Source organism: Acinetobacter sp. DL27 (assembly GCF_055810995.1).
Genome location: NZ_CM147947.1, coordinates 2,142,798 through 2,168,500, shown reverse-complemented (window position 1 = coordinate 2,168,500; position 25,703 = coordinate 2,142,798). Strand labels below are relative to the sequence as shown.

Genomic DNA, 25,703 nt, shown 5'->3' with positions numbered 1-25,703 from the left:
TGCCTACTTTTCCCGAAAGAAAAGTAGGTCGAACCGAAGGTTAATCCTGAAATTAAAACTTTAATGAAAGGATTCCATTGAGAAAACTAATATTAAACCTTCTGAATAAATAACTCACGATTAAAACGATACTGCGGGAAAAATACACCGTCTTCTGCACGCTCACCTGCACCAATCACCATCACAGGGTATTGCTGATCATTTAGATTTAACAGTTTACGCACCAAAGGTTCATCAAAACCTTCCATCATACAACTATCGAAACCATAGGCACGTAAAGCTAGCACTAGGTTCTCACAAGCTAAAGCTGTGGTTTTACTTGCCCAAAGCTTAGCATCGGCTTGATTAAATGCAGTTACAGGCAGTTGTTTGTCTAAGCTACGTGCAATTTTGAAAGCCACTTTCTTAAAGTTACCAAGTGAATTTAAGTAACCTGTCTTATAGTTATAAGGAATGAACTTATAATATTTCTGTACAGCCGCAGGCGCTTCAGGAAAAGGGAACTCGGTAATGTTGCGTTTTGCCATTTCATCATTACGGTCTGTACGCGCGACACACACGATCAGTTCTGACGCAGTTTTTGCCGCAAGCTGATTTAGGCAAGCTTTGACCAGCTGTTTTTTCTTAGTGGGATTCTGCACCACGTAAAAAGTCCAAGGCTGTAAGTTAGATGAGTTTGGTGCAAGTAGGGCCAAATCTAAACAGTCATCAAGTACTTCAGTTGGAATTTCTTTCTTGGTAAATTTGCGAACCGAACGGCGGCTTTGGATGACTTTCTTAAAATTTTCAACATCGATACCTTGTGGTGCAGGCTCAAAGTAACGCTTTTTTTCTGTAGTGTTCGACATAAGTAGTTTTTCCGAATGGGTTCTTAAATATGTTGGGACGGAAAATAAAAAAACCACTGTGTAATATGCAACACAGTGGTTTTTAGTCATTCAACGATGAAGGATTAGTTGAACTGGGTGAAATCAGGTTTACGCTTTTGCATAAATGCTGATACGGCTTCCATCATTTCTGGAGAGCCGACACGATCCATGAAAATTTCAGCTTCATGATCAATCCAAGCCACAATTTCATTTACATTGTGCTTCATCAATGCCTTAGACTGCACTAAAGAGGCTAACGGTAAAGCAGATAATTGTGCCGCTTTTTTAGCTGCTGCTGCATAGACATCATCTTCAATACTGTTGACAAGGTTTGCAGCAACTGCAGTTGCACTATCAAACTTCTGAGCGGTCAGCAGTAATTCAGCAGCTTTGTGATAACCCGCTTGTTCTACCAATAATTTGCTTGAAGCACCTTCTGGAGATAAACCAAGGCTTACAAATGGAATTTGGAATAGGGCAGTGTTATCGCTATAAACCAAGTCACAATGTAATAGGATCGTTACCCCAATACCAATCGCCACACCACGTACAGCCGCAATCAACGGTTTAGAAAATTTTGCCGCAGATTTAAGTAAAATAAATGGAGGGCCTTCAGCCGCAGGTGCTTGACCTTTTTGCGCTGCAGATTTCATAAAATCTTGCATGTCGTTGCCTGCGGTAAAGTCCGCGTCTTCACCACGTAGAATGACAGCACGAACGCTATTGTCTAGATTTGCTTCATCTAAAGCTTTTGCGATCCATAAATAAAGTTCGCCATACAACGCATTCTTTGCTTCAGGACGGTGAATGGCTAATGTCAGTACGCCATTGTCTAATTTTGCATTCAAATGTTGATGAGGTTGTTGAATACAGCTCAGTGTCATCGTACTATCCTTGCTAGAAAGTTTGGTTTAATTTTATGGGCTCATTATGTCGCATAATTTTATGATCGACACAACTGACCAGTTCATAAAAAAGTAAAAGATTTATGCCATATACATTTGATTATCTCGTATTCATTGGTCGCTTCCAGCCATTTCACTTGGCACATATGCAAACCATTAAGATTGCTTTAGAGCAAAGTGAAAATGTCATTTTGGCTTTAGGCTCTGCGCAAAATGAACGAAATACGAAAAATCCATTTTTAGCATCTGAACGTGAAGAAATGATTTTATCGAACTTTTCAGAAGCACATCAAAAACGGATTCACTTTGTACATGTAATTGATGTTTATAATGATGTTAAATGGGTGCAATTGGTAAAAAAATTAGTGAATCATGTAGTCACACCTGAGGCGAAGGTTGGACTGATTGGCCATTTTAAAGATGATTCCTCATATTATTTACAGCTTTTTCCTGAGTGGCAAATGGTTGAGCTCGATAGCCTACAAGATGCGATGTCTGCAACCCCCGTTCGTGAGGCTTATTATCGAGGTGATATCTTAGAGCAGGCGTTTCCATTGGGAACCAGTGAGTTTTTACATAAATTCCAACAAAGTGAAATATATAAACAGTTACAACACAAATTTTTAACTCAGGACCCATCCAATTTAGACTAAGGTTCTCAGTCGAATAAAAATATTTCGACGAGGATCGAGTTCAATGGATAGAAAACAACAGACGAAACATATTGCACGTTATGCGGTCATTAAAAATGCTTTGCTGATTGCAGGCGTTACATTTGCATTCAGCACTCAAGTGCAGGCCCAGTCATGGACATTGACACCTCAGAGTAATGTAGGCTTTGAAATTAAATCCTTGGGTGTAACTGTTGTAAGAGCTAAGTTTAATCGGGTGCAATCTAGTATGCAGTTTGATGCCAAAGCACCACAGCATGCTTCGACGCATTTTGTCATGGATGTAAATAGCCTAAGCTTGAGCAAGCCTTCACTGAAAAATATGATTTTGGGTGAAGATTTGTTTTATGCATCCAAGTACAAAAGCGCTAACTTTAAAAGTACCAGTTTTAAAGATTTGGGTGGTGGTCGATATAATATTGTTGGGAACCTAACACTTCGCGGCATCACCAAGCCTGTTAGCTTTAGCACGACCCTAAAACCAAGTGCCAATAATGCCAATCTACTGGATGTCCAGTCCTCAGCCGTAATTAACCGAAGTGATTTTGGCATGAAAAAAGCCATTGCTGGTGTAGGCGAAAAAGTGAATATTCAACTGTCAGGGCAGTGGAAAGTGCAATAGAGGCTTCATATCTTTAAGACCTATATTCAGGGCTTTATTAATTCATCGCTGCGTGAGCCTGTTCAATCAAGAGATCTGTTAGCAGATTTAACTGCATCGACTGCTGTTTCCAATGATGCCAATACAAAGGCAAATCGATATTGAGTTGAGGATCTACCTCAACCAATGAGCCATCCTGCAAACGCGGTTTGGCTTGATAATAGGGCAACCAACCGTAGCCGAGTCCCATCGTAACCGCATCAAAAAATGCACTGGAAGACGGAATAAAGTGATGTGGATATTGGGTCGGATTGAGCCCGAACTTTTGTTGGATATACGCGGTGTGGAGTTGATCTTTTGCGTTAAAGATGAGTGCAGGAGTTGCACGTAGAGACTCTCGGTTAACGCCTTGTCTAAACCATTGCAGTGCAAAATTTGGCGTGGCGACAAAACGATAGTTCATATCGCCAATGTATTTGGCTACACAGCCTTTCATGGCTTGTGATTCATCTGTCACGCAGGCATTCACCAAACCGGCTTCAAGTAAGTGATGGGTTTGTGATTGGTCATCGACCTGAAAATGCACCACGATCTTTTGTTCAATTAATGTTGACTGTAGCAACGGCAACAGCCATGTCGCTAAGGAGTCGGCATTGGTTGCAATGTTGATTTGATAAAAAGCAGAGGTGTTCATATGACCCGTGAGGTTCTGAATGAAACTTTGTTCTAACAGTCGGCTATGTTGCAAATAATGTAGCAGAGATTGACCTGCTTGTGTCGGACGGCAAGGTCTCTCCCGCACAATTAATAAATGCCCCAAACTTTTTTCTAGGCTTTGTACGCGTAAAGTGACTGCAGAAGCAGTAATGCATAGCTGTTCAGCAGCAAGGTCAAAACTTCCTGTTTCTGCCACAGCTAAAAATGCGTCGCACTGTTTATGATTCAGCATATCAAGACTCACTTTAAACTAAAAATATTTTAGTTATATTGATATTTTCTAAATAATACTTGATTTAACTAAAAATGAAAGATAATCCTGACATCATCAATTAAGTTGAAAAGTCAAAATGTTAAGTACATATGTACAAGGGCTTGCAGTCGGGATGAGCCTCATTATTGCCATTGGGGCTCAAAATGCATTCGTACTAAAACAGGGGCTCAAAAAGCAGTTCGTTTTTTGGGTATGTTTTGTCTGTGCACTGTCGGATTCGATTTTAATTGTCTTGGGCGTTTCTGGTTTTTCAAAAGTGCTTCAGCACTATCCTGAAATTATTCAGTTTGCCAAATGGGCAGGGGCGCTTTTCCTATTTTGTTATGGATTCCAACATGCGCTGCGGGCATTCAAATCACAGCAGGGCTTGGAGGCAAGTTCCATTGAAAAGCATCATCTAGTGAATGTTGTTTTGCTGTGTTTGGCGCTGACTTGGCTTAATCCGCATGTGTATTTAGATACGGTTATTTTACTGGGTTCAATTTCAACACAGTTTGAGCAACCTGCGTACTTTGCTCTAGGAGCAGTGTGTGCGTCTTGGTTGTTTTTCTTTGCTTTGGGCTATGGGGCTCGTGTGCTTATCCCCATTTTTGCAAATCCGAAAGCGTGGAATGTACTAGATGCGATTATTGCTTTAGTGATGTGGGGGATCGCCATTTCACTGCTTGTGAAATAAAAAACAATAAATTAAAAAATCACAAAAAACAAAGCCCGCATTTGCGGGCTGATGTACATTAAGCCTGTAATGCTTTTAAGTCTTCTAAAACTTGTTCAGCATGTCCCGCAGCTTTTACTTTACGATACGCTTTAACCAGCTTACCGTTATGGAAAATAAAAGTTGAGCGCTCAATGCCCATCACTTTTTTACCATACATATTTTTTTCTTTAATCACATCAAAGTGTTTACACAGTACTTCTTCTTTGTCGCTAATTAAATTAATGGTTAAAGCCTGCTTTTCTGTAAAATTCTGGTGCGCTTTAACCGAGTCACGTGAAACACCAATGATCGTGGTTTGTAAGGCATCAAACTGATCTTTTAAACATGAAAAACCAACGGCTTGAGTTGTGCATCCAGGCGTTGAATCTTTAGGGTAAAAATACACAATCAGCCACTCAGTCGGCACTTCAGTTAAGTTCACTTCACCCGTTGTGGCTGGAAAGTTCTGATTTGGAAGTTGGATGGTATCAGTCATGTTCTATCCTTAAATGTCACGCTGTTCTAATTCAAGTGGTAAAAAGGCATAATTCTCGTGATACAGAATATCACCTTTAACAACTGAAAGTGGATGTTTGAAAATTGGGCCATCAATCACCGTAGTGTGGAATTCACCTGCTTCACCACAAGGGTCAATACCTCTTGCAACCAGTTCATTGACATATTCAAGGCTAAGCACTTGACCTAAGTCTTCAACCTTCATGCCTAAGTTTAAGTTGACAGTAACGATGATGCTTTGAAATCCAAGTTGAATAAACTCATGCACAATGTCTAAACGTGGACGTTGCCACAGGGGCATACATAAACTGAGCTCACTTTTATCGCACACGGATTGATTCCATTCGGCATGTGCCATTAAATCAATATCACCTGTGACTAATGTTTCTGCTCCAAGAGCTTGAGCTTTTCGTAACAGTTGAATGAACTGGCTTTCATAGTCTTGCCACGTTGCAGAGGCACTGTAGATGGGAAGCCCAATTGCTTCTGCCTGTGCATGAATAATATCGAGAGACATTCCATGTGAGCGTGATTTCAGACCTTGCTCTTCTAACATGACAATTAATGCAACAGGTTCACCCATTTGCATCGCTTGGTATAAAGCAAGGCTGCTGTCTTTTCCACCACTATATGACGCAACAAATTTGCGATTTTGGGCGCGTGTATTCCATTCGGTGAGCATATTTTCAGGTTCTATCTATTTTGAACATATAAAAAAGCCTGCATAGAGCAGGCTTCATTCACATTCAGTGAATTATTTTTTCGGAGCAGCTTTCATTGCTTCTTCAGTTAAAGATTTTAATTTACCTGTTAACTGTGGACCGAAACATGTTTGTAAGTCGTTATTTTGCTTTTGTACAAAAGCTAAAGTAGACGGGCTTTTCTTTTGGTTGATCGCACTTTGGATTTCCCATTTTTGTGCATTCGTCAACTTGCCATCAGCTTCAACTGCACAAGTACAGTATTTGCTTACTTCTGCTGCGCTAAGCTTTTTGCTTTTTGCAGTTTCTTCTTTACAAACATTAATTAATGCCGATTTTACATTGCTGCTTTTATACGCTTCTTGTAATTTGTTCGATTCAGCAGCATTTGAAGCTGTAGCGAACAATGCAGCTGCAGACACCAATGTAGAAAGCAAAATGTTTGATTTTAAATTTTTCATAAACTGTACCTTGTCGTTACGGTATATAACGCGTTGGGTCTGTTACGCCAGCATCTGCAAAACCTTCTTTACGAAGACGGCAGCTGTCGCATTTCCCACAAGCACGTCCTTGGTCATCTGCTTGGTAGCAAGACACCGTTTGACTATAGTCTACGCCATGTTCTATACCTAAGCGAATAATATTTGCTTTGGATAAATGTAACAGAGGTGTTTCAAATTTAAGAGGTTTTCCTTCAACGCCAACCTTGGTGGCAAGGCGAGCCATGTTGGCAAATGCCTCAATAAATTCAGGTCGACAGTCAGGATACCCTGAATAATCAACAGCATTAATACCAATCACAATGGCTTCAGCATCTAAAACTTCGGCTGCTGCGAGGGCATAAGATAAGAAAATCGTGTTACGTGCTGGAACATAAGTTACAGGAATACCGACTTGTTCATGATCTGGAACATCAATGCTATGGTCTGTTAACGCAGAACCGCCCAAATTACCTAAGTCGATATTAATGACACGATGTTCTACGCCTGCTTTTTTTGTCAGTTCGCGTGCGGCATCGAGCTCAGTGGTTGAGCGTTGACCATACATAAAGCTGAGCGCTGTACAGTCATACTGTGCTTGCGCCCATGCTAAACAAGTTGTTGAGTCTAAACCGCCAGATAACAAAACTATGGCACGAGGGCGCATACAAATTTCTCCAAATATAAATTAAAGATGAATAGGCAATGTATTAACGACCAGTTTCGTCATTCCAAAGTAACTTGTGGAGTTGGAGTTGGAAGCAAACAGGGAGATGGTCTTCTAATATCCATTGCGCTAAGTCACGTGCAAGTTGAGGTAAACGAGCAGCACCTTTCTCAACGGCAAAAGCAGGAGAGAACCATACTGTGCTGACTTTTTCATTGAGTTTATAGTCTTCAACTTGCTGTTTTGACCACTCATAATCCTCACGGTTACAAATTACAAATTTGATTTGGTCGTGCTGGGTTAAATGGTCGAGATTCGAAAGCAAATTTCGTGCAACTTCACCTGAAGTTGGGGTTTTCAAATCTAATACTTTTGAAACACGTGGGTCAACCTTATACACATCTAAAGCGCCACTGGTTTCTAAAGAGACTGCACAGCCAAGATCTGCAAGACGTTGCATTAGAGGTAATGCATTGGGCTGTGCAAGGGGTTCACCACCTGTCACGCAGACATAAGGGGTTTTAAAATCAAGCGTGGTTTGAATAATCTGATCTAAAGATTGACGTTCGCCACCTTCAAACGAGTAGGTCGTATCGCAGTAGGTACAACGTAGTGGACAACCCGTTAAACGAATAAAAACTGTTGGCAGTCCTGAGGTGTTGGCTTCTCCTTGCAAAGAATAAAAGATCTCCGTGATACGTAGACCCGCAGAAGGATCAGAAACAGGGATAGCAGAAGATCGAAGCGTATTCATAGCAAAATTAAACCACAGGTTAGAAAAACAAAAATCTCTACGGCTAGTCTTAACCGTAGAGATGAGGAACTTGAGTTCCGCACGACAACGAAAAATTATTCGTCGCGTAGTAAATCGTTCAAGCTCGTTTTAGAACGTGTTTGTGCATCTACTTTTTTCACGATGATTGCAGCATACAGGCTGTAAGTACCGCATTTAGAAGGTAAGCTACCTGCAACTACAACAGAACCTGCTGGTACACGACCATAGTGAATTTCGCCAGTTGCACGGTCAAAAATCTTAGTCGATTGACCAATGAACACGCCCATCGAAATCACAGAACCTTCTTCTACGATCACGCCTTCTACGATTTCAGAACGTGCACCGATGAAGCAGTTGTCTTCAATAATCGTTGGGTTTGCTTGAAGTGGCTCAAGAACACCACCAATTCCTACACCACCAGATAAGTGAACGTTTTTACCAATTTGAGCACATGAACCAACAGTTGCCCATGTGTCAACCATGGTGCCTTCGTCAACATATGCACCAATGTTGACATAAGAAGGCATTAACACCACGTTTTTCGCTTGGAAAGAACCTTTACGTGCAACCGCAGGAGGAACAACACGTACGCCAGCCGCTTTAAACTGTTCTTCAGTCCAACCTGTAAATTTGGTATCTACTTTGTCGTAGAATTGAAGGTCACATGACTCAATTGGTTTGTTGTCATTTAGTTTGAATGATAAAAGCACAGCTTTTTTCACCCATTGATGAACAACCCACTCACCATCAATTTTTTCAGCAACACGTAATGTCCCGTTATCTAAACCAGCAATGACTTCCTCAACTGCTGCACGAACTTCAGCAGGACAGTCCGCTGCTGTAAAATTCGCACGGTCTTCAAACGCTTGTTCAATAATTGTTGAAAGCTGAGACATGATCTTCCTTCCAGAAAAAAAATTTTCCTGATTTTACACTATATTGTGCAGAGAATAGATGAAAAAACAGCATAGGATCGGAAATAATAATGAATGATTGGATATAAGGCTTTTAGAGCCGGTTTAACTGGAAAATTAAGTAAAGAATTGTGATTTAAAACAACAAGAAAGTATAAAATGTATCAAAAAATAACAAAAACAACCTAAATCTAGAATAAAAAACAGTCAAGAGGTGTTTTATGATGGGCTCATCAAAAAATTGTAAATGATGTAAAAAAATCTTTTAATTGGAGGAGAAAAAAACATGAAATCATTACGTTTAGTTGCAATTGCAGCAGCAATGTCAGCAGTCGCAGGTACAGCTTTTGCTGATGATGCAGTCGTAAAAGATGGTTATGCTTTTGACCAAAATAAACTCATTCCTACTGGTGTTCGTGCTGAAGTCGGTACAACAGGTTATGGTGGTGCTTTGTTGTGGACAGCTAACCCATATGTAGGTTTAGCGTTAGGTTACAACGGTGGTGACATTTCATGGTCAGATGATTTGTCTATTAATGGCACTAAATATGACATGGATATGGATAACAAATTGGCTTATTTAAATGCTGAGATTCGTCCATGGGGTACAAGTACAAATCGATGGGCTCAAGGTTTATACGTTGCAGCTGGTGTAGGTTACATTGATAACGACTATGCATTAAGCAAACGTTTGAATAATTCAAATGACACAATCAAAATTGATGGTAAGAATTTCTATGCTCCATCAGGTAGTGGTTCTGTCGATGGTTCTTTAGCATATAAAAATGATATTGCTCCATATGTAGGTTTTGGTTTAGCGCCTAAGATTAATCAAAACTGGGGTGTATTTGGTGAAGTAGGTGCTTACTACACAGGTAACCCTTCTGTAAATTTAACAGCGACAGGATTACAAGAAGTCGGTGGTTCAACTTCAGGTCAAACTGCTGCTGATAATGAAGCGCGTAAAATTGCGAATGACGATAAATACGAGTGGATGCCAGTTGCAAAATTGGGTGTAAGTTACTACTGGTAATCAGACATAAAAAAACGAGCTTCGGCTCGTTTTTTTATGTCTGATTTTAGCTAAAGTCTTTAAAAATGATGGGCAAGTTTGAGTCCAAAGATCCATGCATCATTGTCATTTAGCGCTGAAAGTCCTGTAATGTTCGCAAGTGGATTTGAGTCTGAAGATGTTTTGGATTTATTAAAACGCAAATAATAAAGACCTGCTGCAACATCGAACTGAGTGTTATATGTGTACATGCTGCCTAGCCCAATGCCTTGATAACCATCACTTGGGTTAAGGGTAGATGCAGGATTATTAATCCCAGAGTCCCAGAGCAGTTCCATAGTACTCAGCCACTTTTTGTTCCATACGTGTGCTAGACCAAGTTTTGCAGACCATTGATCTTCATTGTACTGAATGAGTTTGACGTCTTTGGCTTCAGGGTAAAGTATCGCTGCAAAATCGATCACGGCTTGAAATTTGGGTGGTTGAATGACAAAGTCTTGCCAATTCACCCAGCGTAGCGTTCCATACAAGATATTTTGATAGGGAAGTCCTGTCATGAAATCAAGGTTTACCGATTGTGGTGTTTTCACCTCCATCACATTGGGTGTGTCTACGCCGATCTTGATAGACTCTGTTGTGGTCATTTCATGCTTAATCGCTGAGCGATAAGTCAAAGATGTTCTAAAATAATATTCAGGGATTTGATAACTAATACCTGCTAACCAGCCCAAACTTTCATCTTGTTTAAACTCGGCATCATAGCCATCAAACACAGAATAGGCCTGACCATTCGCTTTTAAAGAGCCTGCAAAGCTTTGATAGCTTAAGCCACCATAGACTTCCCATTGTGGGCTGAATTGGTAGCCTAAAAGCGAGCTGAGATTATGACTTTCAAAGTCGATATCGGCAGATTCAACTTCATGACTTTCACCATAAATATTTGGGCGATAGCGATAATCGATGTCTACAGCAAAAGGCTGGTCATAAATGACAGCAAAGTTGAATTGAGGATTTAGTTGGAGTTTTAACGCAGCTCCCAGCATTACTTGTTCATTGCTTAAATTGCCTGTTGAAAAGTCAGTGATGCCAAACTGTTGCAGTATCTCTGTATGTTGAACTTGGCCAGAAACATCTGGATCAATATAAGCCAGAGAAATTTCTGCATAATTTCCACGTTCAAAAAAGGGTTGTATTGTTTGACCTGACAGTTCAAAAGCAGCAGCAAAACATGATCCCGACGAATAGAAACATAAACAAAGTAATGGAGAGCCCAACAGATTTTTACTCACTGTTATTGCTCACTATTGTTTTTATCAGTTGATTAAATAATACACTATACCCATTTAAAGTATATGGATTTAAAAATAAAAAAAGAGGCTTGGAGGCCTCTTTTTGAAAATAAGAATGGTTTAGTCTTCTGGATAAGCCACTCTTTTTAGTGCTTTAATGTCTGCATCTGGCGAGCAGAGTGAGATAAATTCATAGCCATAGCCACGCAGGAGGTGACCTTTACGCACTGCAATCCATGTAGTATTAAGCCCAAAAATATCGGTTGGAATTTGTTTTAAACGATAGTCACGTTCAACGTCATAAGCCACATTATTGACAATACCAACGCCCATATTCAGTTCAACATAGGTTTTGATGACATCGGCATCTAAAGCAGACATTACGATGTCAACATCCACACCTGCATCTTCAAAAGCTTTGTCAATTTTTGAACGGCCTGTGAAACCGCCGTGATAGGTAATCAGTGGATATTCCGCCAAGTCTGCAATACTAATATTTTGTTTGCTTGCCAGTGGGTGATTTTGTGGGGTAATAATACTGTGCTGCCAATTATAGAACGGCACGCTAGCCAGATTATCTTCTGTGGTCAGTGATTCAGTTGCAATACCAATATCAGCTTCACCTTGGAGAAGCATTTCGGTAATTTCAACTGGGCTGGCTTGTTGCAAAATAAGATGAACTTTTGGAAACTCTTTTTTGAATTGGTTGACAATCGGCGGTAGTACATAACGCGCTTGCGTATGTGTAGTCGCAATCGTCAAAGTGCCTTCATCGACACGGTTAAAATCATCTGCAAGACGTTTAATATTGTCTGCGTCGACCAACATACGTTCAACAATACCCAGTAGTGCTTGGCCTGGTTCAGTTAAACCTAGTAAGCGCTTACCTTTACGAATAAAAAGCTGTACGCCTAATTCATCTTCTAGATCTTTGATGTGCTTACTGACGCCTGACTGAGAGGTATATAGTGCAGCAGAGGCTTCGGTGAGGTTGAAGTTTTGTCTCACCGTTTCTCGAATAATTCTGAGTTGTTGAAAGTTCATAGTTTTGGATCTCTTTTATGATGAATGAGGCATTCAACATGCCCCATTCAATTGGTCTTAAGCCGCAGGTTTTGCAAATAAATGCAAGTTTGATGGGCTTAACCATACCGTTTGATTAGGTCTAAATTGGTGTAATTTTGCTTCTTCAGAAGTCAGTGAGATTTCAATCAGTTTGCCTTGGCGATCGTGGAGTTCTGCAACCACTTTGCCCGCGATCCATAATTCTCGAACGAATGTTGCTTGGATAGTGTTGTCTTGCGGCTGTGCATGGATCCTTAATTCATCTGGACGGGCAAAGGCAATCACGTCGCCCGAAGGTGCATTACGTAAAGAATCTAATTGAATACGGTCTTCACCAATTTGGATCGTCCCTGCGTTATTTAGACCTTCGAAACGGTTTGCTTGACCTAAGAAGTCGAACACAAACGGCGTTGCTGGCTTTTCATAAACTTCACGGGGTGATCCAATTTGCTCGACATTCCCTTTATTCATCACAATGATTTGATCCGCGACCTCTAAAGCTTCTTCTTGGTCATGCGTTACAAAGATTGAGGTGATATGAAGTTCATCATGCAAAGTACGTAACCAACGACGGAGCTCTTTACGTACTTTTGCATCCAAAGCACCAAAAGGTTCATCCAGTAATAGTACGCGTGGTTCAACTGCCAAAGCACGTGCCAGTGCAATACGTTGACGCTGACCGCCTGAGAGTTGTGCTGGGTAACGATCTGCCAAGAACCCCAATTGGACTAAGTCCAGTAAACGCGTGACACGTTTTTTAATTTCAGCTTCAGATGGGCGAGTTGCACGTGGGCGAACGCGGAGACCAAAAGCGATATTGTCAAACACGGTCATATGGCGGAACAAGGCATAGTGCTGAAATACAAAGCCAACTTCGCGCTCACGTACGTGTACATTAGTTGCATCTTCACCTTCCAAGATGACTTGGCCGCCATCTGCGGACTCAAGCCCTGCAATAATACGAAGCAGGGTGGTTTTACCACAGCCTGATGGGCCAAGTAATGCAACCAATTGACCATCAGGAAAATCGAGAGAAATGTTATTCAGCGCATGGAACGCACCAAAGTGTTTTTCAATATTTTTAACTTGAATACTCATGAGGTCATTCCTTTAAACTGTTGAATCATTATGTTTGTTTTGCTTTTCTTGGCGAAGCTCAACCCATGTTTTTAAAACAAGAGTCACAATCGCTAAAAGCGCCAAGAGTGAAGACACAGCAAAAGCCGCACTGAAGGTATATTCGTTATAGAGAATCTCGACGTGTAGAGGCAAGGTATTGGTTTCACCACGAATATGACCTGAAACTACCGATACTGCACCAAATTCACCCATGGCACGTGCATTACACAGAATGACTCCGTAAATCAGACCCCATTTAATGTTGGGTAGGGTTACTTTCCAGAAGGTTTGCCAGCCTGATGCACCGAGTACAATCGCAGCTTCTTCTTCTTCCGTACCTTGAGCTTCCATGAGCGGAATAAGTTCACGTGCAACAAAAGGAACGGTGATAAAGATTGTTGCTAATACAATCGCAGGAACGGCATACAGAATTTTGATGTCATTATCCATAAGCCAACTACCGAACCAACCTTGCGTACCAAAAATCAGCACCAGCATTAAGCCTGCGATAACAGGTGATACTGAAAAAGGCATATCAATAATCGTCGTTAAGATGGATTTACCACGGAAGTTAAATTTGGCCACACACCAAGCTGCTGCAACACCAAATACCACATTCAGCGGAACTGCAATCACTGCGGTTAATAAAGTGAGTTTGACTGCGGAGAGCGTGTCTGGATGAACCAAGGCTTGTGCATAGACACCGACCCCTTGTTTAAATGCCTCAACGAACACCAAAATCAGCGGTAAGATCAAACAGCTCAAAAAGAACAGTAGAGCAATCGTAATCAGTGTATAGCGTACCCAAGTTGGCTCACGTGTTGCATCACGCGATTGTAGCTTTTCAGCAAGCGCATTACTGTTGATATTCATCGTGCTGTTCTCCCTGTACGACGGCTTGCCCATGCTTGTAACAAGTTAATCAGGAATAAAATGGCGAAAGACAGCACCAACATGACGACTGCAATCGTGGTTGCACCTGCATAGTCATATTCTTCTAAGCGCGAAATAATCATCAGTGGTGCAATTTCTGTTTTAAACGGTTGGTTCCCAGCAATAAAGATCACTGAACCGTATTCACCGACGCCACGTGCAAAGGCAAGTGCAAAACCAGTAATGAGTGCTGGAAATAAAATCGGCAAAATCACTTTGGTCACAATCTGTAGACGGTTGGCACCTAATGCTGATGCTGCTTCTTCTAACTCTGTTTCCAAGTCACTGAGAACAGGTTGCACAGTCCGTACCACAAAAGGAATACCAATAAAAATCAGTGCCAATGTAATACCAATTGGGGTATAGGCCACTTGAATCCCTAAAGGCTCAAGATACTGACCGATCCAACCTGTAGGCGCATAAAGCGAGGTGAGTGCAATACCTGCAACCGCGGTGGGTAAGGCAAACGGCAAGTCGACCAAGGCATCTACAATGCGTTTACCCGGAAAACGGTAACGAACTAAACACCATGCTAGAAGTAGACCAAAAACCACATTAATAAACGCGGCGATCAGGGCTGTACTAAAACTGAGCTGCAAAGATTTTAAAATACGTTCTGAACTTAAAATTTCCCATAAACCATCCCAACCAATGCCTAAAGATTTAATAAAAACAGCGGACAACGGAATGAGAACGATTAATGACAAATATGCTAGGGTAAAGCCTAGAGAAAGACCAAATCCTGGCAGCACTCGGGATCGCTGCGACATGATTACTCCTCAAAGAGAGAAAGCTGACCTAAAAAGAGTCAGCTCAAATAAAACTGAATTTCGGCACAAGTATCATTTGCAGCGTTTAAATTGCAAATTTAAATAAATACTTGCTTTCATTGTAAAAACTAATGTTTTTTAGCACATTTTCTGAAATCAAAAAATCATAAATTTCAGGGAATGGCCCAAAACCTGACGCAACATTAATATGTCCGACTTGCCCCAAGTTCTTAGGCTTAATTTTCCATGCTTTTGCCAGTTGCAGCGCATCTTGAAAATTGAGCCAAGGATCATTTTCACTGATGATCATTTGGGTGGGAACTTGTAGCTTGAGTTGGTGGAAATATTGTTGATAGTCATTTTGGCTATCACGAGCAAAACCAGCATCACCAAAGCGAGCAGGGTTGGCCGGTGCAACTAGAACTAAATTTTTGATTTTTTGATTTAGTTCAGGATGCTGTGTTAAAGCAGCGACTGTCGTTAAACAACCAAAGCTATGCGACACAATTTGAATCGGTTCCTGAATGGATTGAACTGTTTTGACAAATTGCTCAATCCACTCATGGAGTACGGGTTTATTCCAATCCTGCTGCTGTACACGAGAGCACGACTTGAGCTGACGTTGTAACCACGATTGCCAGTGGTCATGTTCACTTCCACCTACGCCCGGTACAATTACAGTATGAATCATGTCGATGCTCCCTTACAGCTATTTACTGGACTCGGTTTTATTTCGTCGTATTGGCTTTCACAATTTGGTCAAATACACCACCATTTTCAAAGTGCTGTTTTTGTACCTTGGTCCAACCGCCAAATTCTTTATCAATGGTTACCAACTTTAACGGTTTGAATGTGGTTGCATATTTTTTCAAGACAGTTGCATTACGTGGGCGATAGAAGTTTTTCGCCGCAATTTCCTGTCCAGCAGGTGAATACAAATAGTTGAGATATGCTTTCGCCAAATTCAGATTGCCGTCTTTTTCCGCATTCTTTTCAACAATGGCAACGGGTGGTTCTGCCAAAATAGATAGCGAAGGCGTCACGATCTCAAACTTACCTGGTTGTTCACGAATCGCTAAATGTGCTTCGTTTTCCCATGCTAAGAGAACATCACCGATACCACGTTCAGCAAAGGTTGTGGTTGCACCACGTGCACCTGAATCCAGCACTTTAGTATTTTTATAAATTTTACGCACGAATTCTTGTGCTTTTGCATCGTTACCTGCAGGTTGATGCTTTGCCCAAGCCCAAGCTGCTAAGTAGTTCCAGCGTGCACCACCTGATGTTTTGGGATTTGGTGTAATAATGCCAACACCCGGCTTCACGAGGTCGCCCCAGTCTTTAATGCCTTGTGGGTTGCCTTTACGAACAAGGAATACAATAGTCGAAGTATATGGTGTCGAGTTATTAGGTAGTTTCTTTTGCCAGTTGGTCGGTAAAAGTTTTGCTTTTTCAGCAATTACATCAATATCTGCTGCAAGAGCAAGGGTCACCACATCGGCACCTAAACCATCAATGACTGAACGGGCTTGTTTGCCCGAGCCGCCGTGAGACTGTTTGAAGTTGATGTCTTGTCCTGTGCGTTGTTTCCAATAAGCGCCAAACTGTTTGTTGACGTCTTCATAGAGTTCGCGTGTTGGATCATACGACACGTTAAGGAAATCTTTTGCTGCAACACCAAAAGATGTGACTGAAACTAGCGCTGCTAGTACCCCAATTTTTAACTTAGATAAGCTCATGTGAGACCTCAAATTTTAAACGTTCTTAAACATGAGGCAAGAATACTGTGAGTCTTATTGCAAAAAAAATAATAAAAAATGAATTTTATATGAATAAAAAAGAAAAAGAGTTCTGCTTAGAATTCATTAAACTAAAGCAGAAAATTGTTTCAGGGTAGATTGGCATGCATTGCTATAAAAATGCACAAGAAATCAAACAAATAGAATTATTAGATCGTGCATTTCACTATGGAGATGGTTGTTTTAGTACAGCGCGTATCCGTGAGGGTGTGATTGAGCTAGAGTCTCTACACATAGCACGCTTGAAATTGGCCTGTGAAAGACTGTTGTTGTCAGCAGATTTAGCCTTTATTCAGCACAGCATCGTGCAATTAAAACAAACCCATGCACACTTAAACGGCACTCTGAAAATTATTATTAGTCGGGGTGAAGGGCAGCGCGGTTATAGTTTGCCAACACATCCTGCTGACGTTTGGGTATTTTTCTATCCGCAAGTATCAGAGGCTTTGACATACAGCGAAATTGATTCAGGGGTGTTGCAACATGCAATTGGGTTGAATATGCCACAAATGGTGGGTGTGAAAAGTTTAAACCGTTTAGAACAAGTCCTACTCAAGCATGAGGCAGAACAACATGGTTGGTTGGAAGCTTTGGTCACAGATGTGCAAGGTTCTGTCGTTGAAGGTGTGAGCAGTAATTGTTTCATTCTGCTAAATGATCGATGGATTAGTCCCGAACTTCGTTATAATGGCGTGCATGGTGTCATGCGTGCCGAAATATTGGCACGGATGCAGCAACAAGGGATGAGCTGTGAGCTGAGAATGATTGATATGGAAGAAATTCCACGCTTTCAAAGTTTATTTTTCTGCAATGCCTTGAGTCCTATGAAAATAGCCAAAAGTTTGAATCATCAGCACTTAGATGTTCAGCCGTGTATAGATTTGTTCCATCGTCTTCAACTTAATCAGATGCAGTAGTATGTCCGCAGCCAAAACCAAATCGAAAAAGAAAACGCAACCACCCCAACGTAAAATGAAAGGGTTGTTATTGATTGTTGTGAGCATCATTGTTTTATTGATGATTGTACTGTGGTCGAGTTTATTTAAGTCCTATCCTGTTGAGGGTAAAAAGCAGTTATTGGCAATTAACTCTGGCGATACCTATTCCGGTTTTATTGACCGCTTAGCCAAAGAAGACATGGCTAGTTTTCCCATTATTTTAAAGCTTTACCAAAAAGTATTTATTCATGACACCTTGAAAGCCGGCGTTTATGAAGTTCGTGAAGGTATGAGCATTCGCCAAGTTTTGGATATGATTTCCAATGTCGATAATGCCGAGATGAACCGTATATTGGTGATTGAGGGTACGACCTTTAAACAGCTGATCGAGGCGTTGAAAAAGGATGCATTGGTTAAAAAGGAAGTCTCCAATTTACCCATGGATCAGCTTTTAAAAGCATTAGATATTCCGTATACGCATGCTGAAGGACTTTTTGCCCCCGATACTTATTTCTTCGCCAAAGGGGAGTCAGACAAAAAAATCTTAACGGATTTATACAAACGCCAAATGAAAGCTTTAGATGAAGCGTGGGCAAACCGTGCGGCAAATTTGCCGTATAAAGACAAATACGAAGCCTTGATCATGGCCTCTATCATTGAAAAAGAAACCAATGTTGACCGTGAACTGGAGCAAGTTTCGGGTGTGTTTGCGCGTCGCCTTCAACTTGGCATGCGTTTGCAAACGGATCCGACCGTGATTTATGGCATGGGCGATAAATATACAGGCAATATTACCCGCCAAGACTTGCGTACTCCAACAGCCTATAATACTTATACCATCAATGGTTTACCTCCTACGCCAATTGCTTTACCAAGTAAAAAAGCCATTGAAGCTACCATGCACCCAGATAACAGCAAAAACATCTACTTTGTTGCAACGGGCAATGGTGGGCACACATTTAGTGAGACTTTAGAACAGCACAACCAAGCTGTAAAAGAATATCTCAGCGTTTTAAAAACCAAGAAGGATGAATAGATGTTTATTAGTTTTGAGGGCACAGAAGGTGTCGGTAAAACCACACTGATTCGCAAAATTTATGAGCATCTAGAACAACAAGGTCAGCAGGTTGTTTTAACGCGTGAGCCAGGTGGTACACCGATGGCTGAGCAAATTCGCTCGCTATTATTGTCAGTCAATCATGAAGAGTCGATGTCGAATGATACTGAACTGCTACTGATGTACGCGGCTCGCGCACAGCATTTGCAACAAGTGATCGTGCCTGCTTTAACGGAACATAAAACCGTATTGTGTGACCGTTTTACCGATGCCAGCTTTGCTTATCAATGTGCAGGACGTGGTTTAAGCCAGTCGAAGCTGCAACTACTGAATGAGAACTTTGTCAGCCATATGCCTGATATTACATTTTGGCTCGATGCCCCGATTGAGACAGGCATGTCTCGTGCGCGGGAACGGGGGGCTTTGGATCGTTTTGAACAAGAAAAAGTCACTTTTTTTGAAAAAGTCAGAGCGGGTTATCAGCAGTTATGGGAGCAGTATCCTGAGCGAGTCAAACGCTTGGATGCAACACAGTCACCAGAACAGGTTTTTGCACAAGCGTTGCAATATTTAAACTAAAAAATAAGCCAGAAATGTTATTTCATGCTGTAGTGAAATGCATTTTTCTTTTATAGTCAGTGACAAAGGACTGAATGTTGAAGGAAAAATGAAAAGTAACTTAACTGAGATTGTGGCTTTTTTAGAAAAGGAATTTCCGCAAAGTTTAGAAAAATGTCGTATCGAATCTGTCACTGAGCGCGCAGCAACAGTCGTGTATCAGGTCGATGAGCGCGATTTGAGACCGGGTGGAACGGTATCAGGCCCAACCATGATGACTCTTGCAGACTATGCATTGTATATCGCCATTTTAGGGGAAATTGGGCTGGTCGGTTTAACCGTGACCACCAATTTATCGGTCAACTTTCTAAGTAAACCTGCAGCTTCAACAAATATCCGCGGTGAATGTAAGTTAATGAAAGTTGGCAAAGCATTGGTGGTTGGGGATGTGTGGTTGTATTCAGTGGGTAAGGATGAACCCATTGCACATGTGGTGGGAACTTATTCTATTCCACCCAAATCCTAAAATAATGATCGCATAAAAAAAGCCTGACGAATCAGGCTTTTTTAACTTAGTTATTCACTAAAGGGGTTTCAACTTTAAAATTTAAAGGGGTGAGTACGGTTTTACGCAGTTCATTCGACAGTTCAGGGTAGTCTAAAGTGTAATGTAGACCGCGTGATTCTTTACGCTCCATGGCACAGCGCACGATCATTTCAGAGACTAAAACTAAATTACGTAGCTCAATCAGATTTTTGCTGACTTGGTAGTCTTGGTAATACTCGGTAATTTCCCGCTTCAGCATTTCAATACGGTGTAGCGCACGTTCAAGACGTTTTGTAGTACGCACAATGCCGACGTAGTTCCACATGGTTTGACGGAGTTCATCCCAGTTTTGCAAAATCACCACATCTTCATCAGGATTCGTCACTTGTGAGTCATCCCAAGACGGGGCAGTAGGAGATTGGTAACTTGAATCAAAACTTTTTTCGATATGCTCTGCTGCACTCATGCCATACACAAAACACTCTAACAGGGAGTTACTGGCCATACGGTTGGCGCCATGCAAACCTGTGTAGGAGGTTTCCCCAATCGCATAGAGACCTGCAATGTCAGTTTGACTATGTTCATCAACCACCACACCACCACAGGTATAGTGTGCAGCAGGAACAACAGGAATCATTTCCTTGGTAATGTCGATGCCGAGTTCAAGTAAGCGTGCGTACAAGGTTGGGAAATGTTCTTTAATGAAACTTTCGGGCTTATGGCTGATGTCGAGCCATACGTGACGAATACCTAAACGTTTAATTTCATAGTCAATCGCTCGCGCTACAATGTCACGTGGAGCAAGTTCTGCACGCTCATCAAAGCGCAACATAAAGCGTTCGCCATCGGGTAAACGTAAATAAGCACCTTCACCACGCATTGCTTCAGTAATAAGGAAAGAGCGTGCTTGCGGGTGGTATAAACAGGTTGGGTGAAATTGGTTAAATTCCATATTCGCCACGCGGCAACCTGCACGAAACGCCATGGCAATACCATCGCCCGTTGCAATGTCAGGGTTCGAGGTATACAGGTAGGCTTTCATTGCACCGCCACACGCCAGTGCGGTGAAAGGCGCTAAAAAGGTATGTACCTTTTCTGTCTTTTCGTCGAGTGCATAGAGGCCTAATGCACGATTTTGTTCTTCTAAGCCGAGTTTTTGAGAGGTGATTAAATCAATGGCGATGTAATTTTCAAAAATGGTGATGTTGTCTTTTTCAATCGCACGTTCAACTAAAGTGGTTGAAATAGCACGACCTGTAGCATCTGCGGCATGAATAATACGGCGTTGAGAATGTCCACCTTCACGTGTTAGATGTAATTGCTCTTGATCATCAAGGGTAAACTGCACGCCGTGTTTCAGTAGAAAATCAACAGAGGGTTTACCGCCTTCAACGGTTTGCTTTACGGCCTCGGTCTCACACAAGTGAGCGCCCGCAATCATGGTGTCATCAATGTGCTGTTCGATGGAATCCGTTTCATCTAAAACAGCAGCAACGCCACCTTGTGCATAGAAAGTACTTGCATCGGTCAGGTTTGATTTTGCAAGAACAGCAATATTGAAATGTTGAGGCAACGATAAGGCTAAGCTCAGACCTGCACCGCCACTTCCCACAATAATCACATCAAAATGATGTGTTGTGTTTAAATTAGACATGTCCATCAGCTAATTTGGAAAAAGTTCGCTAATGACAGCGCTTTTTTCACGAAAAGGCAAGGGTAAAATCTCTACAATTGATGGGAAATATAAATAAAGAACGTATTTTTTAAGCAAATTTTAAGCTCTTGTTTATACAAACATAATAGAACATATTATTACCCAAGATAGACAAAGATTATGCTAAAAACGCTAATACATAAATTGATAACAAACATATAGGTCAATACTTGATATGAAAAGTCGCGCGATACAAACTGGTTTTTTTGCTGTTGCATGTACAATGGCTGCGGTACAAACACAAGCAGCACCTGTTGATTTCTCAAACTTGGTTGAGCAAGTCAGCCCTGCTGTAGTTAGTGTCAATGTGGTTAAAAAGATGACTCAAGAAGAGTTACTGCAGCAGCAAATACCTGAGATTTTGAAGCGTTTTTTTGGTAATCAAGTCATTATTCCGCAGCAGCAAGCGCCGCAAGAAAAAACGGCTTATGGCAGCGCATTTTTTATTAGTAAAGATGGTTATTTACTGACAAATCACCACGTCGTAGAAGATGCATCGAAAGTCACGATTATGTTTAATGACCGTCGTGAACTGGATGCAACTGTAGTAGGTAGTGATGAACGAACTGATGTGGCCTTGCTTAAGGTGAATGGTACGAATTTTCCGTCACTTCGTGCAGGCAATGTTGATCAACTGCGTGTAGGTGAACCTGTGCTTGCGATTGGTTCGCCCTTTGGTTTCGACTATTCTGCTTCAGCGGGAATCGTGAGTGCGAAAATGCGCAATATGATGGGGGAGACATCGGTACCCTTCATTCAAACCGATGTGGCTCTCAACCCAGGAAACTCAGGTGGTCCGCTATTCAACCAACAGGGTGAAGTGGTTGGGGTGAACTCGCGTATCTTCAGTGGGACGGGTGGCTATATGGGGCTGTCTTTCTCGATTCCCATTGATGTCGCAATGGATATTGCTGACCAACTTAAGAAAACAGGTAAAGTTACGCGCTCTTATTTAGGCTTCAATCTACAAGATCTAGACCGAAATTTGGCAGAGTCTTATAATTTGCCAAAACCTGAAGGTTCACTGATTACCAATGTTCAGCCGAATTCACCTGCGCAGAAAGCGGGATTAAAAGCAGGCGATATTATTTTAAAATTCAATGGAACGCCGATTTCACGTACCTCTGAGTTATTGAACTATTTAAATCGTACTATGCCAAATCAAACGGTACAGCTTGAAGTACTGCGTGATGATAAAAAGCGTAATATATCGGCAACATTAACTACTGCACCGGATGATACACCTGCAAAATCAGACACGGTCACACAAAGTAAAGGGCCTGTCTTAGGTATTGCTATCCGAAATTTAGCACCTGCTGAATTGTCACAGCTCAATGTGAAAGGTGGTGTGTTAATTCAAGAAGTGAAACGTGGCGGCGCAGCAGCACAGTCAGGCATGGCGGCTGGTGATGTGGTCACTCACATTAATAATAAAGTCGTAAAAGACACCAATGATTTTGTCCAAGCGGCATCTGAGTTGAAAAAAGGTCAGGTTGCCCGCGTTGGAATCATCCGACAAGGCACACCGGCCATTTTAGGGATGCGCATCCAATAAGCGAAAAAAACCACTCTTCGGAGTGGTTTTTTATTTTTTGCAATTTGATGATGTCTGTTATTTGCGTACACTGCCATCTTCATAAGGATATTTAGATTCAATAGAGTGTTTATGAGTAGTATTTTTGACTTAAGACTTCAGGTACAAGCAGAACATATCGACCAGTTAGGCCATGTGAATAACGTAGTTTATATGCATTGGATGCAGGATGTTGCAACAGCACATATTGATGCACTGGGTTTAGGCTTAAAAGAATATATTGAATTAAAACATGCCATGGTTGCGGTTGAGCATCATGTGCAGTACCGAAAAGCTGCATTTAAAGAGGATGAAATAATCTTACGTACATGGTTTGACGATATAAACGCATTATATTCATCACGCCAATATGTGTTTTATAGGCCCAAAGACAATAGTATTTTATTTGTTGCTCAAACCAAGTGGGCTTGCGTAGAGATTGAAACAGGACGCGCGAAACGTATGTCACCCAGTTTTACCCAAGCTTACCAACCGCTTGCAAAAGATGTGAATGCCCTAGATTTTTCAATGGATTATTCAAAAAGCCCAGTGAAAAGCGAAAACACGTAAAAAAGCGTCAGAGTTGTGAAAAGGAAGCGTATTAATATGGATACTTTAAAAAAACCATCTGTTATAATCCTTCGCAATTTCTATTCGGCTTTTGTTGTGCATCGAAATTTGTCTGCATAACGCTTCATTTTGTTCAAGGTAGCCCATGGCGCAAGCTAAAAAATCTGTTGATATTAAAAATATCCGTAATTTCAGTATTATTGCTCACATTGACCACGGGAAGTCAACGCTCGCTGACCGCTTTATTCAAACCTGTGGTGGTTTGCAAGATCGTGAAATGCAAGCTCAAGTACTTGACTCCATGGAACTTGAACGTGAGCGTGGTATTACCATTAAAGCTGCGTCGGTTACTTTGTATTACACCCATCCAAATGGTCAAGAGTATCAATTGAACTTTATTGATACACCAGGTCACGTTGACTTTTCATATGAAGTGTCACGTTCATTGGCTGCCTGTGAAGGTGCATTATTGGTTGTAGATGCGGCGCAAGGCGTGGAAGCACAGTCGGTTGCGAACTGCTATACCGCAATTGAGCAAGGTCTCGAAGTCCTACCAGTGCTCAACAAAATTGATTTACCACAAGCTGAACCTGAACGTGTGATTCAAGAAATTGAAGACATCATTGGTATTGAAGCAACTGAAGCGCCAACCTGTTCGGCAAAAACAGGTCTTGGGATTGATAGCGTTTTAGAAACCCTTGTTAATGTCATTCCTGCACCTACTGGTGATCGTAATGCGCCATTACAAGCTTTAATTATCGACTCTTGGTTTGATAACTACTTAGGCGTTGTTTCTTTGGTGCGCGTGAAAGAAGGTCGTGTTCGTAAGGGCGACAAGATGTTGATGAAATCAACAGGCCAAACGCACATCATTACTTCTGTGGGTATTTTCAATCCTAAGCATACCGAAACAGACATCCTTGAAGCGGGTGAAGTTGGTTTCGTTATTGCAGGGATTAAAGACATTTTTGGTGCACCAGTGGGTGATACGATTACCCTTGCAAGCACACCAGAAGTCAAAACCTTACCAGGCTTTAAAAAAGTGAAGCCGCAGGTGTATGCAGGTTTGTTCCCAATTGATTCAAGTGAATTTGAACCGTTCCGTGAAGCTTTGCATAAGCTTCAGATCAATGACTCGGCGTTATTCTTTGAACCTGAAAGCTCGGATGCTTTAGGATTTGGCTTCCGTTGTGGTTTCTTAGGCATGCTACACATGGAAATCGTGCAAGAGCGTTTAGAGCGTGAGTATGATTTAGACCTCATTTCATCTGCACCGACCGTGATTTATGAAGCGGTGATGAAGAATGGTCAAACGATTTATATCGATAGCCCATCTAAAATGCCAGATGGTTCAACAGTCGAAGACTTACGTGAGCCGATTGCTGAGTGCCATATCCTTGTACCGCAAGAGTATTTAGGTAATGTCATGACTTTATGTGTGGAACGCCGTGGTGTTCAAAAAGACATGAAGTTTATGGCGAACCAAGTTTCAATTACCTTTGAAATTCCAATGGCGGAAGTGGTGATGGACTTCTTTGATAAATTGAAGTCGTGTTCACGTGGTTTTGCGTCGCTCGATTATAACTTTGTACGCTTTGAAAGTTCATCATTGGTAAAAGTCGATGTTCTGATCAATGGCGATAAAGTCGATGCCTTGGCAATGATTTGTCACCGTCAAGATGCGCGTCATCGTGGTATTGCATTAGTTGAAAAAATGAAAGATTTGATTCCACGTCAAATGTTTGATGTGGCAATTCAAGCGGCCATTGGCGCACAAATTATTGCTCGTTCAACCGTAAAGGCAATGCGTAAAAACGTATTGGCGAAATGTTATGGTGGTGACGTTTCTCGTAAGAAGAAACTGCTATCTAAGCAAAAAGAAGGTAAGAAACGCATGAAGCAAGTGGGAAGTGTAGAAATCCCACAAGAAGCGTTCTTGGCTGTGTTGAAAGTAGAAAGATAAAAAGGTAGGA

28 protein-coding genes are annotated in these 25,703 nt (G+C 41.4%); 11 read left to right on the top strand and 17 right to left on the bottom strand.

Going from position 1 to position 25,703, the window contains the following annotated elements:
• Nucleotides 1–92: 92 nt before the first annotated feature.
• Both AC0KVP_RS10530 and AC0KVP_RS10525 read right to left on the bottom strand, forming a co-directional pair.
• Nucleotides 93–848, bottom strand: coding sequence for a nitroreductase family protein (locus tag AC0KVP_RS10530; protein WP_473336528.1), 756 nt, complete (start codon nucleotides 846–848; stop codon nucleotides 93–95).
• Nucleotides 849–952: 104 nt separating this feature from the next.
• Nucleotides 953–1,753, bottom strand: coding sequence for an enoyl-CoA hydratase-related protein (locus AC0KVP_RS10525; RefSeq protein ID WP_473336525.1), 801 nt, complete (start codon nucleotides 1,751–1,753; stop codon nucleotides 953–955).
• 104 nt (nucleotides 1,754–1,857) lie between these two features.
• On the opposite strand from AC0KVP_RS10525, the gene AC0KVP_RS10520 reads away from it, so the two are divergent.
• Together AC0KVP_RS10520 and AC0KVP_RS10515 are read left to right on the top strand one after the other, a co-directional pair.
• On the top strand, nucleotides 1,858–2,427 hold the full coding sequence (locus AC0KVP_RS10520) for a nicotinate-nicotinamide nucleotide adenylyltransferase (protein WP_114837106.1): 570 nt from the start codon (nucleotides 1,858–1,860) through the stop codon (nucleotides 2,425–2,427).
• Between the two features lie 43 nt (nucleotides 2,428–2,470).
• A complete protein-coding gene (locus AC0KVP_RS10515) occupies nucleotides 2,471–3,067 on the top strand; it encodes a YceI family protein (RefSeq protein WP_473336522.1) in 597 nt (198 codons plus the stop codon).
• Nucleotides 3,068–3,104: 37 nt separating this feature from the next.
• On the opposite strand, the gene AC0KVP_RS10510 is transcribed toward AC0KVP_RS10515, so the two are convergent.
• Nucleotides 3,105–3,995: a LysR family transcriptional regulator ArgP gene (locus AC0KVP_RS10510; protein ID WP_473336520.1), complete on the bottom strand. Its 891-nt coding sequence runs from the start codon at nucleotides 3,993–3,995 to the stop codon at nucleotides 3,105–3,107.
• Between the two features lie 118 nt (nucleotides 3,996–4,113).
• Here AC0KVP_RS10510 and AC0KVP_RS10505 point away from each other — a divergent pair, with 118 nt between their 5' ends.
• The gene (locus tag AC0KVP_RS10505; protein WP_224466738.1) at nucleotides 4,114–4,713 is read left to right on the top strand and encodes a LysE/ArgO family amino acid transporter; all 600 of its coding nucleotides are present in this window, start codon (nucleotides 4,114–4,116) and stop codon (nucleotides 4,711–4,713) included.
• Nucleotides 4,714–4,771: 58 nt separating this feature from the next.
• Here AC0KVP_RS10505 and AC0KVP_RS10500 read toward each other — a convergent pair whose 3' ends face one another.
• The 6 genes from AC0KVP_RS10500 to dapD all read right to left on the bottom strand — a co-directional run bounded on the left by AC0KVP_RS10500 (nucleotide 4,772) and on the right by dapD (nucleotide 8,768).
• Nucleotides 4,772–5,230: a peroxiredoxin gene (locus AC0KVP_RS10500; RefSeq protein WP_183176171.1), complete on the bottom strand. Its 459-nt coding sequence runs from the start codon at nucleotides 5,228–5,230 to the stop codon at nucleotides 4,772–4,774.
• Between the two features lie 9 nt (nucleotides 5,231–5,239).
• Nucleotides 5,240–5,932, bottom strand: coding sequence for a Dph6-related ATP pyrophosphatase (locus AC0KVP_RS10495; protein WP_473336517.1), 693 nt, complete (start codon nucleotides 5,930–5,932; stop codon nucleotides 5,240–5,242).
• A 72-nt stretch (nucleotides 5,933–6,004) separates the two neighbouring features.
• The gene (locus AC0KVP_RS10490; protein ID WP_004980581.1) at nucleotides 6,005–6,412 is read right to left on the bottom strand and encodes a hypothetical protein; all 408 of its coding nucleotides are present in this window, start codon (nucleotides 6,410–6,412) and stop codon (nucleotides 6,005–6,007) included.
• A gap of 16 nt (nucleotides 6,413–6,428) precedes the next feature.
• Nucleotides 6,429–7,097, bottom strand: coding sequence for a 7-cyano-7-deazaguanine synthase QueC (queC, locus tag AC0KVP_RS10485; protein WP_004693831.1), 669 nt, complete (start codon nucleotides 7,095–7,097; stop codon nucleotides 6,429–6,431).
• A gap of 43 nt (nucleotides 7,098–7,140) precedes the next feature.
• Nucleotides 7,141–7,851, bottom strand: a complete 711-nt coding sequence (gene queE, locus AC0KVP_RS10480; RefSeq protein ID WP_473336514.1) for a 7-carboxy-7-deazaguanine synthase QueE — start codon at nucleotides 7,849–7,851, stop codon at nucleotides 7,141–7,143.
• A 95-nt stretch (nucleotides 7,852–7,946) separates the two neighbouring features.
• A complete protein-coding gene (dapD, locus tag AC0KVP_RS10475; RefSeq protein ID WP_004693827.1) occupies nucleotides 7,947–8,768 on the bottom strand; it encodes a 2,3,4,5-tetrahydropyridine-2,6-dicarboxylate N-succinyltransferase in 822 nt (273 codons plus the stop codon).
• Between the two features lie 304 nt (nucleotides 8,769–9,072).
• On the opposite strand from dapD, the gene carO reads away from it, so the two are divergent.
• Nucleotides 9,073–9,819: an ornithine uptake porin CarO gene (carO, locus tag AC0KVP_RS10470; protein ID WP_473336512.1), complete on the top strand. Its 747-nt coding sequence runs from the start codon at nucleotides 9,073–9,075 to the stop codon at nucleotides 9,817–9,819.
• Between the two features lie 59 nt (nucleotides 9,820–9,878).
• Here carO and AC0KVP_RS10465 read toward each other — a convergent pair whose 3' ends face one another.
• The 7 genes from AC0KVP_RS10465 to AC0KVP_RS10435 all read right to left on the bottom strand — a co-directional run bounded on the left by AC0KVP_RS10465 (nucleotide 9,879) and on the right by AC0KVP_RS10435 (nucleotide 16,713).
• The gene (locus tag AC0KVP_RS10465; protein WP_473336510.1) at nucleotides 9,879–11,087 is read right to left on the bottom strand and encodes an OmpP1/FadL family transporter; all 1,209 of its coding nucleotides are present in this window, start codon (nucleotides 11,085–11,087) and stop codon (nucleotides 9,879–9,881) included.
• A 120-nt stretch (nucleotides 11,088–11,207) separates the two neighbouring features.
• Nucleotides 11,208–12,131, bottom strand: a complete 924-nt coding sequence (locus AC0KVP_RS10460) for a CysB family HTH-type transcriptional regulator (RefSeq protein WP_114837097.1) — start codon at nucleotides 12,129–12,131, stop codon at nucleotides 11,208–11,210.
• A gap of 57 nt (nucleotides 12,132–12,188) precedes the next feature.
• A complete protein-coding gene (locus AC0KVP_RS10455; protein WP_473336507.1) occupies nucleotides 12,189–13,250 on the bottom strand; it encodes a sulfate/molybdate ABC transporter ATP-binding protein in 1,062 nt (353 codons plus the stop codon).
• A 12-nt stretch (nucleotides 13,251–13,262) separates the two neighbouring features.
• Nucleotides 13,263–14,144, bottom strand: a complete 882-nt coding sequence (gene cysW, locus AC0KVP_RS10450; RefSeq protein WP_004980565.1) for a sulfate ABC transporter permease subunit CysW — start codon at nucleotides 14,142–14,144, stop codon at nucleotides 13,263–13,265.
• Nucleotides 14,141–14,974, bottom strand: coding sequence for a sulfate ABC transporter permease subunit CysT (gene cysT, locus AC0KVP_RS10445; protein ID WP_004693816.1), 834 nt, complete (start codon nucleotides 14,972–14,974; stop codon nucleotides 14,141–14,143). Before cysT ends, cysW begins: the two co-directional genes overlap by 4 nt.
• An 85-nt stretch (nucleotides 14,975–15,059) precedes the next feature.
• Nucleotides 15,060–15,665, bottom strand: a complete 606-nt coding sequence (locus tag AC0KVP_RS10440; protein ID WP_473336505.1) for an RBBP9/YdeN family alpha/beta hydrolase — start codon at nucleotides 15,663–15,665, stop codon at nucleotides 15,060–15,062.
• 37 nt (nucleotides 15,666–15,702) lie between these two features.
• Nucleotides 15,703–16,713 carry a sulfate ABC transporter substrate-binding protein gene (locus AC0KVP_RS10435; RefSeq protein WP_168159050.1) on the bottom strand — a complete coding sequence of 337 codons (1,011 nt, stop codon included), beginning with the start codon at nucleotides 16,711–16,713 and terminating at the stop codon, nucleotides 15,703–15,705.
• A 164-nt stretch (nucleotides 16,714–16,877) separates the two neighbouring features.
• Between AC0KVP_RS10435 and pabC the strand changes: the two genes are divergently transcribed.
• The 4 genes from pabC (at nucleotide 16,878) to AC0KVP_RS10415 (ending at nucleotide 19,852) form a co-directional block, all read left to right on the top strand.
• On the top strand, nucleotides 16,878–17,690 hold the full coding sequence (gene pabC / locus AC0KVP_RS10430) for an aminodeoxychorismate lyase (RefSeq protein ID WP_148826338.1): 813 nt from the start codon (nucleotides 16,878–16,880) through the stop codon (nucleotides 17,688–17,690).
• Nucleotides 17,691–17,745: 55 nt separating this feature from the next.
• On the top strand, nucleotides 17,746–18,747 hold the full coding sequence (mltG, locus tag AC0KVP_RS10425) for an endolytic transglycosylase MltG (protein WP_473340492.1): 1,002 nt from the start codon (nucleotides 17,746–17,748) through the stop codon (nucleotides 18,745–18,747).
• Nucleotides 18,748–19,347: a dTMP kinase gene (gene tmk / locus AC0KVP_RS10420; protein ID WP_201703744.1), complete on the top strand. Its 600-nt coding sequence runs from the start codon at nucleotides 18,748–18,750 to the stop codon at nucleotides 19,345–19,347.
• Nucleotides 19,348–19,435: 88 nt separating this feature from the next.
• The gene (locus tag AC0KVP_RS10415; RefSeq protein WP_010326437.1) at nucleotides 19,436–19,852 is read left to right on the top strand and encodes a PaaI family thioesterase; all 417 of its coding nucleotides are present in this window, start codon (nucleotides 19,436–19,438) and stop codon (nucleotides 19,850–19,852) included.
• Between the two features lie 46 nt (nucleotides 19,853–19,898).
• On the opposite strand, the gene nadB is transcribed toward AC0KVP_RS10415, so the two are convergent.
• Complete coding sequence (gene nadB, locus AC0KVP_RS10410) at nucleotides 19,899–21,533, bottom strand: L-aspartate oxidase (RefSeq protein WP_234953568.1); 1,635 nt, start codon at nucleotides 21,531–21,533, stop codon at nucleotides 19,899–19,901.
• Nucleotides 21,534–21,762: 229 nt separating this feature from the next.
• On the opposite strand from nadB, the gene AC0KVP_RS10405 reads away from it, so the two are divergent.
• From AC0KVP_RS10405 to lepA, 3 genes are all read left to right on the top strand, one after another.
• Entirely contained in the window at nucleotides 21,763–23,142 is a 1,380-nt protein-coding gene (locus AC0KVP_RS10405) for a Do family serine endopeptidase (protein WP_004980546.1), read from the top strand.
• A gap of 111 nt (nucleotides 23,143–23,253) precedes the next feature.
• Nucleotides 23,254–23,730 carry an acyl-CoA thioesterase gene (locus AC0KVP_RS10400; RefSeq protein ID WP_010326440.1) on the top strand — a complete coding sequence of 159 codons (477 nt, stop codon included), beginning with the start codon at nucleotides 23,254–23,256 and terminating at the stop codon, nucleotides 23,728–23,730.
• Between the two features lie 145 nt (nucleotides 23,731–23,875).
• Entirely contained in the window at nucleotides 23,876–25,693 is a 1,818-nt protein-coding gene (gene lepA / locus AC0KVP_RS10395) for a translation elongation factor 4 (protein ID WP_168159046.1), read from the top strand.
• The last annotated feature ends 10 nt before the right edge of the window (nucleotides 25,694–25,703 follow it).

Coding starts and splice junctions, on each gene's coding strand:
- AC0KVP_RS10530 (WP_473336528.1), bottom strand. CDS start 848: ATGTCGAACACTACAGAAAAAAAGCGTTACTTTGAGCCTGCACCACAA.
- AC0KVP_RS10525 (WP_473336525.1), bottom strand. CDS start 1,753: ATGACACTGAGCTGTATTCAACAACCTCATCAACATTTGAATGCAAAA.
- AC0KVP_RS10520 (WP_114837106.1), top strand. CDS start 1,858: ATGCCATATACATTTGATTATCTCGTATTCATTGGTCGCTTCCAGCCA.
- AC0KVP_RS10515 (WP_473336522.1), top strand. CDS start 2,471: ATGGATAGAAAACAACAGACGAAACATATTGCACGTTATGCGGTCATT.
- AC0KVP_RS10510 (WP_473336520.1), bottom strand. CDS start 3,995: ATGCTGAATCATAAACAGTGCGACGCATTTTTAGCTGTGGCAGAAACA.
- AC0KVP_RS10505 (WP_224466738.1), top strand. CDS start 4,114: ATGTTAAGTACATATGTACAAGGGCTTGCAGTCGGGATGAGCCTCATT.
- AC0KVP_RS10500 (WP_183176171.1), bottom strand. CDS start 5,230: ATGACTGATACCATCCAACTTCCAAATCAGAACTTTCCAGCCACAACG.
- AC0KVP_RS10495 (WP_473336517.1), bottom strand. CDS start 5,932: ATGCTCACCGAATGGAATACACGCGCCCAAAATCGCAAATTTGTTGCG.
- AC0KVP_RS10490 (WP_004980581.1), bottom strand. CDS start 6,412: ATGAAAAATTTAAAATCAAACATTTTGCTTTCTACATTGGTGTCTGCA.
- queC (WP_004693831.1), bottom strand. CDS start 7,097: ATGCGCCCTCGTGCCATAGTTTTGTTATCTGGCGGTTTAGACTCAACA.
- queE (WP_473336514.1), bottom strand. CDS start 7,851: ATGAATACGCTTCGATCTTCTGCTATCCCTGTTTCTGATCCTTCTGCG.
- dapD (WP_004693827.1), bottom strand. CDS start 8,768: ATGTCTCAGCTTTCAACAATTATTGAACAAGCGTTTGAAGACCGTGCG.
- carO (WP_473336512.1), top strand. CDS start 9,073: ATGAAATCATTACGTTTAGTTGCAATTGCAGCAGCAATGTCAGCAGTC.
- AC0KVP_RS10460 (WP_114837097.1), bottom strand. CDS start 12,131: ATGAACTTTCAACAACTCAGAATTATTCGAGAAACGGTGAGACAAAAC.
- AC0KVP_RS10455 (WP_473336507.1), bottom strand. CDS start 13,250: ATGAGTATTCAAGTTAAAAATATTGAAAAACACTTTGGTGCGTTCCAT.
- cysW (WP_004980565.1), bottom strand. CDS start 14,144: ATGAATATCAACAGTAATGCGCTTGCTGAAAAGCTACAATCGCGTGAT.
- cysT (WP_004693816.1), bottom strand. CDS start 14,974: ATGTCGCAGCGATCCCGAGTGCTGCCAGGATTTGGTCTTTCTCTAGGC.
- AC0KVP_RS10440 (WP_473336505.1), bottom strand. CDS start 15,665: ATGATTCATACTGTAATTGTACCGGGCGTAGGTGGAAGTGAACATGAC.
- AC0KVP_RS10435 (WP_168159050.1), bottom strand. CDS start 16,713: ATGAGCTTATCTAAGTTAAAAATTGGGGTACTAGCAGCGCTAGTTTCA.
- pabC (WP_148826338.1), top strand. CDS start 16,878: ATGCATTGCTATAAAAATGCACAAGAAATCAAACAAATAGAATTATTA.
- mltG (WP_473340492.1), top strand. CDS start 17,746: ATGAAAGGGTTGTTATTGATTGTTGTGAGCATCATTGTTTTATTGATG.
- tmk (WP_201703744.1), top strand. CDS start 18,748: ATGTTTATTAGTTTTGAGGGCACAGAAGGTGTCGGTAAAACCACACTG.
- AC0KVP_RS10415 (WP_010326437.1), top strand. CDS start 19,436: ATGAAAAGTAACTTAACTGAGATTGTGGCTTTTTTAGAAAAGGAATTT.
- nadB (WP_234953568.1), bottom strand. CDS start 21,533: ATGGACATGTCTAATTTAAACACAACACATCATTTTGATGTGATTATT.
- AC0KVP_RS10405 (WP_004980546.1), top strand. CDS start 21,763: ATGAAAAGTCGCGCGATACAAACTGGTTTTTTTGCTGTTGCATGTACA.
- AC0KVP_RS10400 (WP_010326440.1), top strand. CDS start 23,254: ATGAGTAGTATTTTTGACTTAAGACTTCAGGTACAAGCAGAACATATC.
- lepA (WP_168159046.1), top strand. CDS start 23,876: ATGGCGCAAGCTAAAAAATCTGTTGATATTAAAAATATCCGTAATTTC.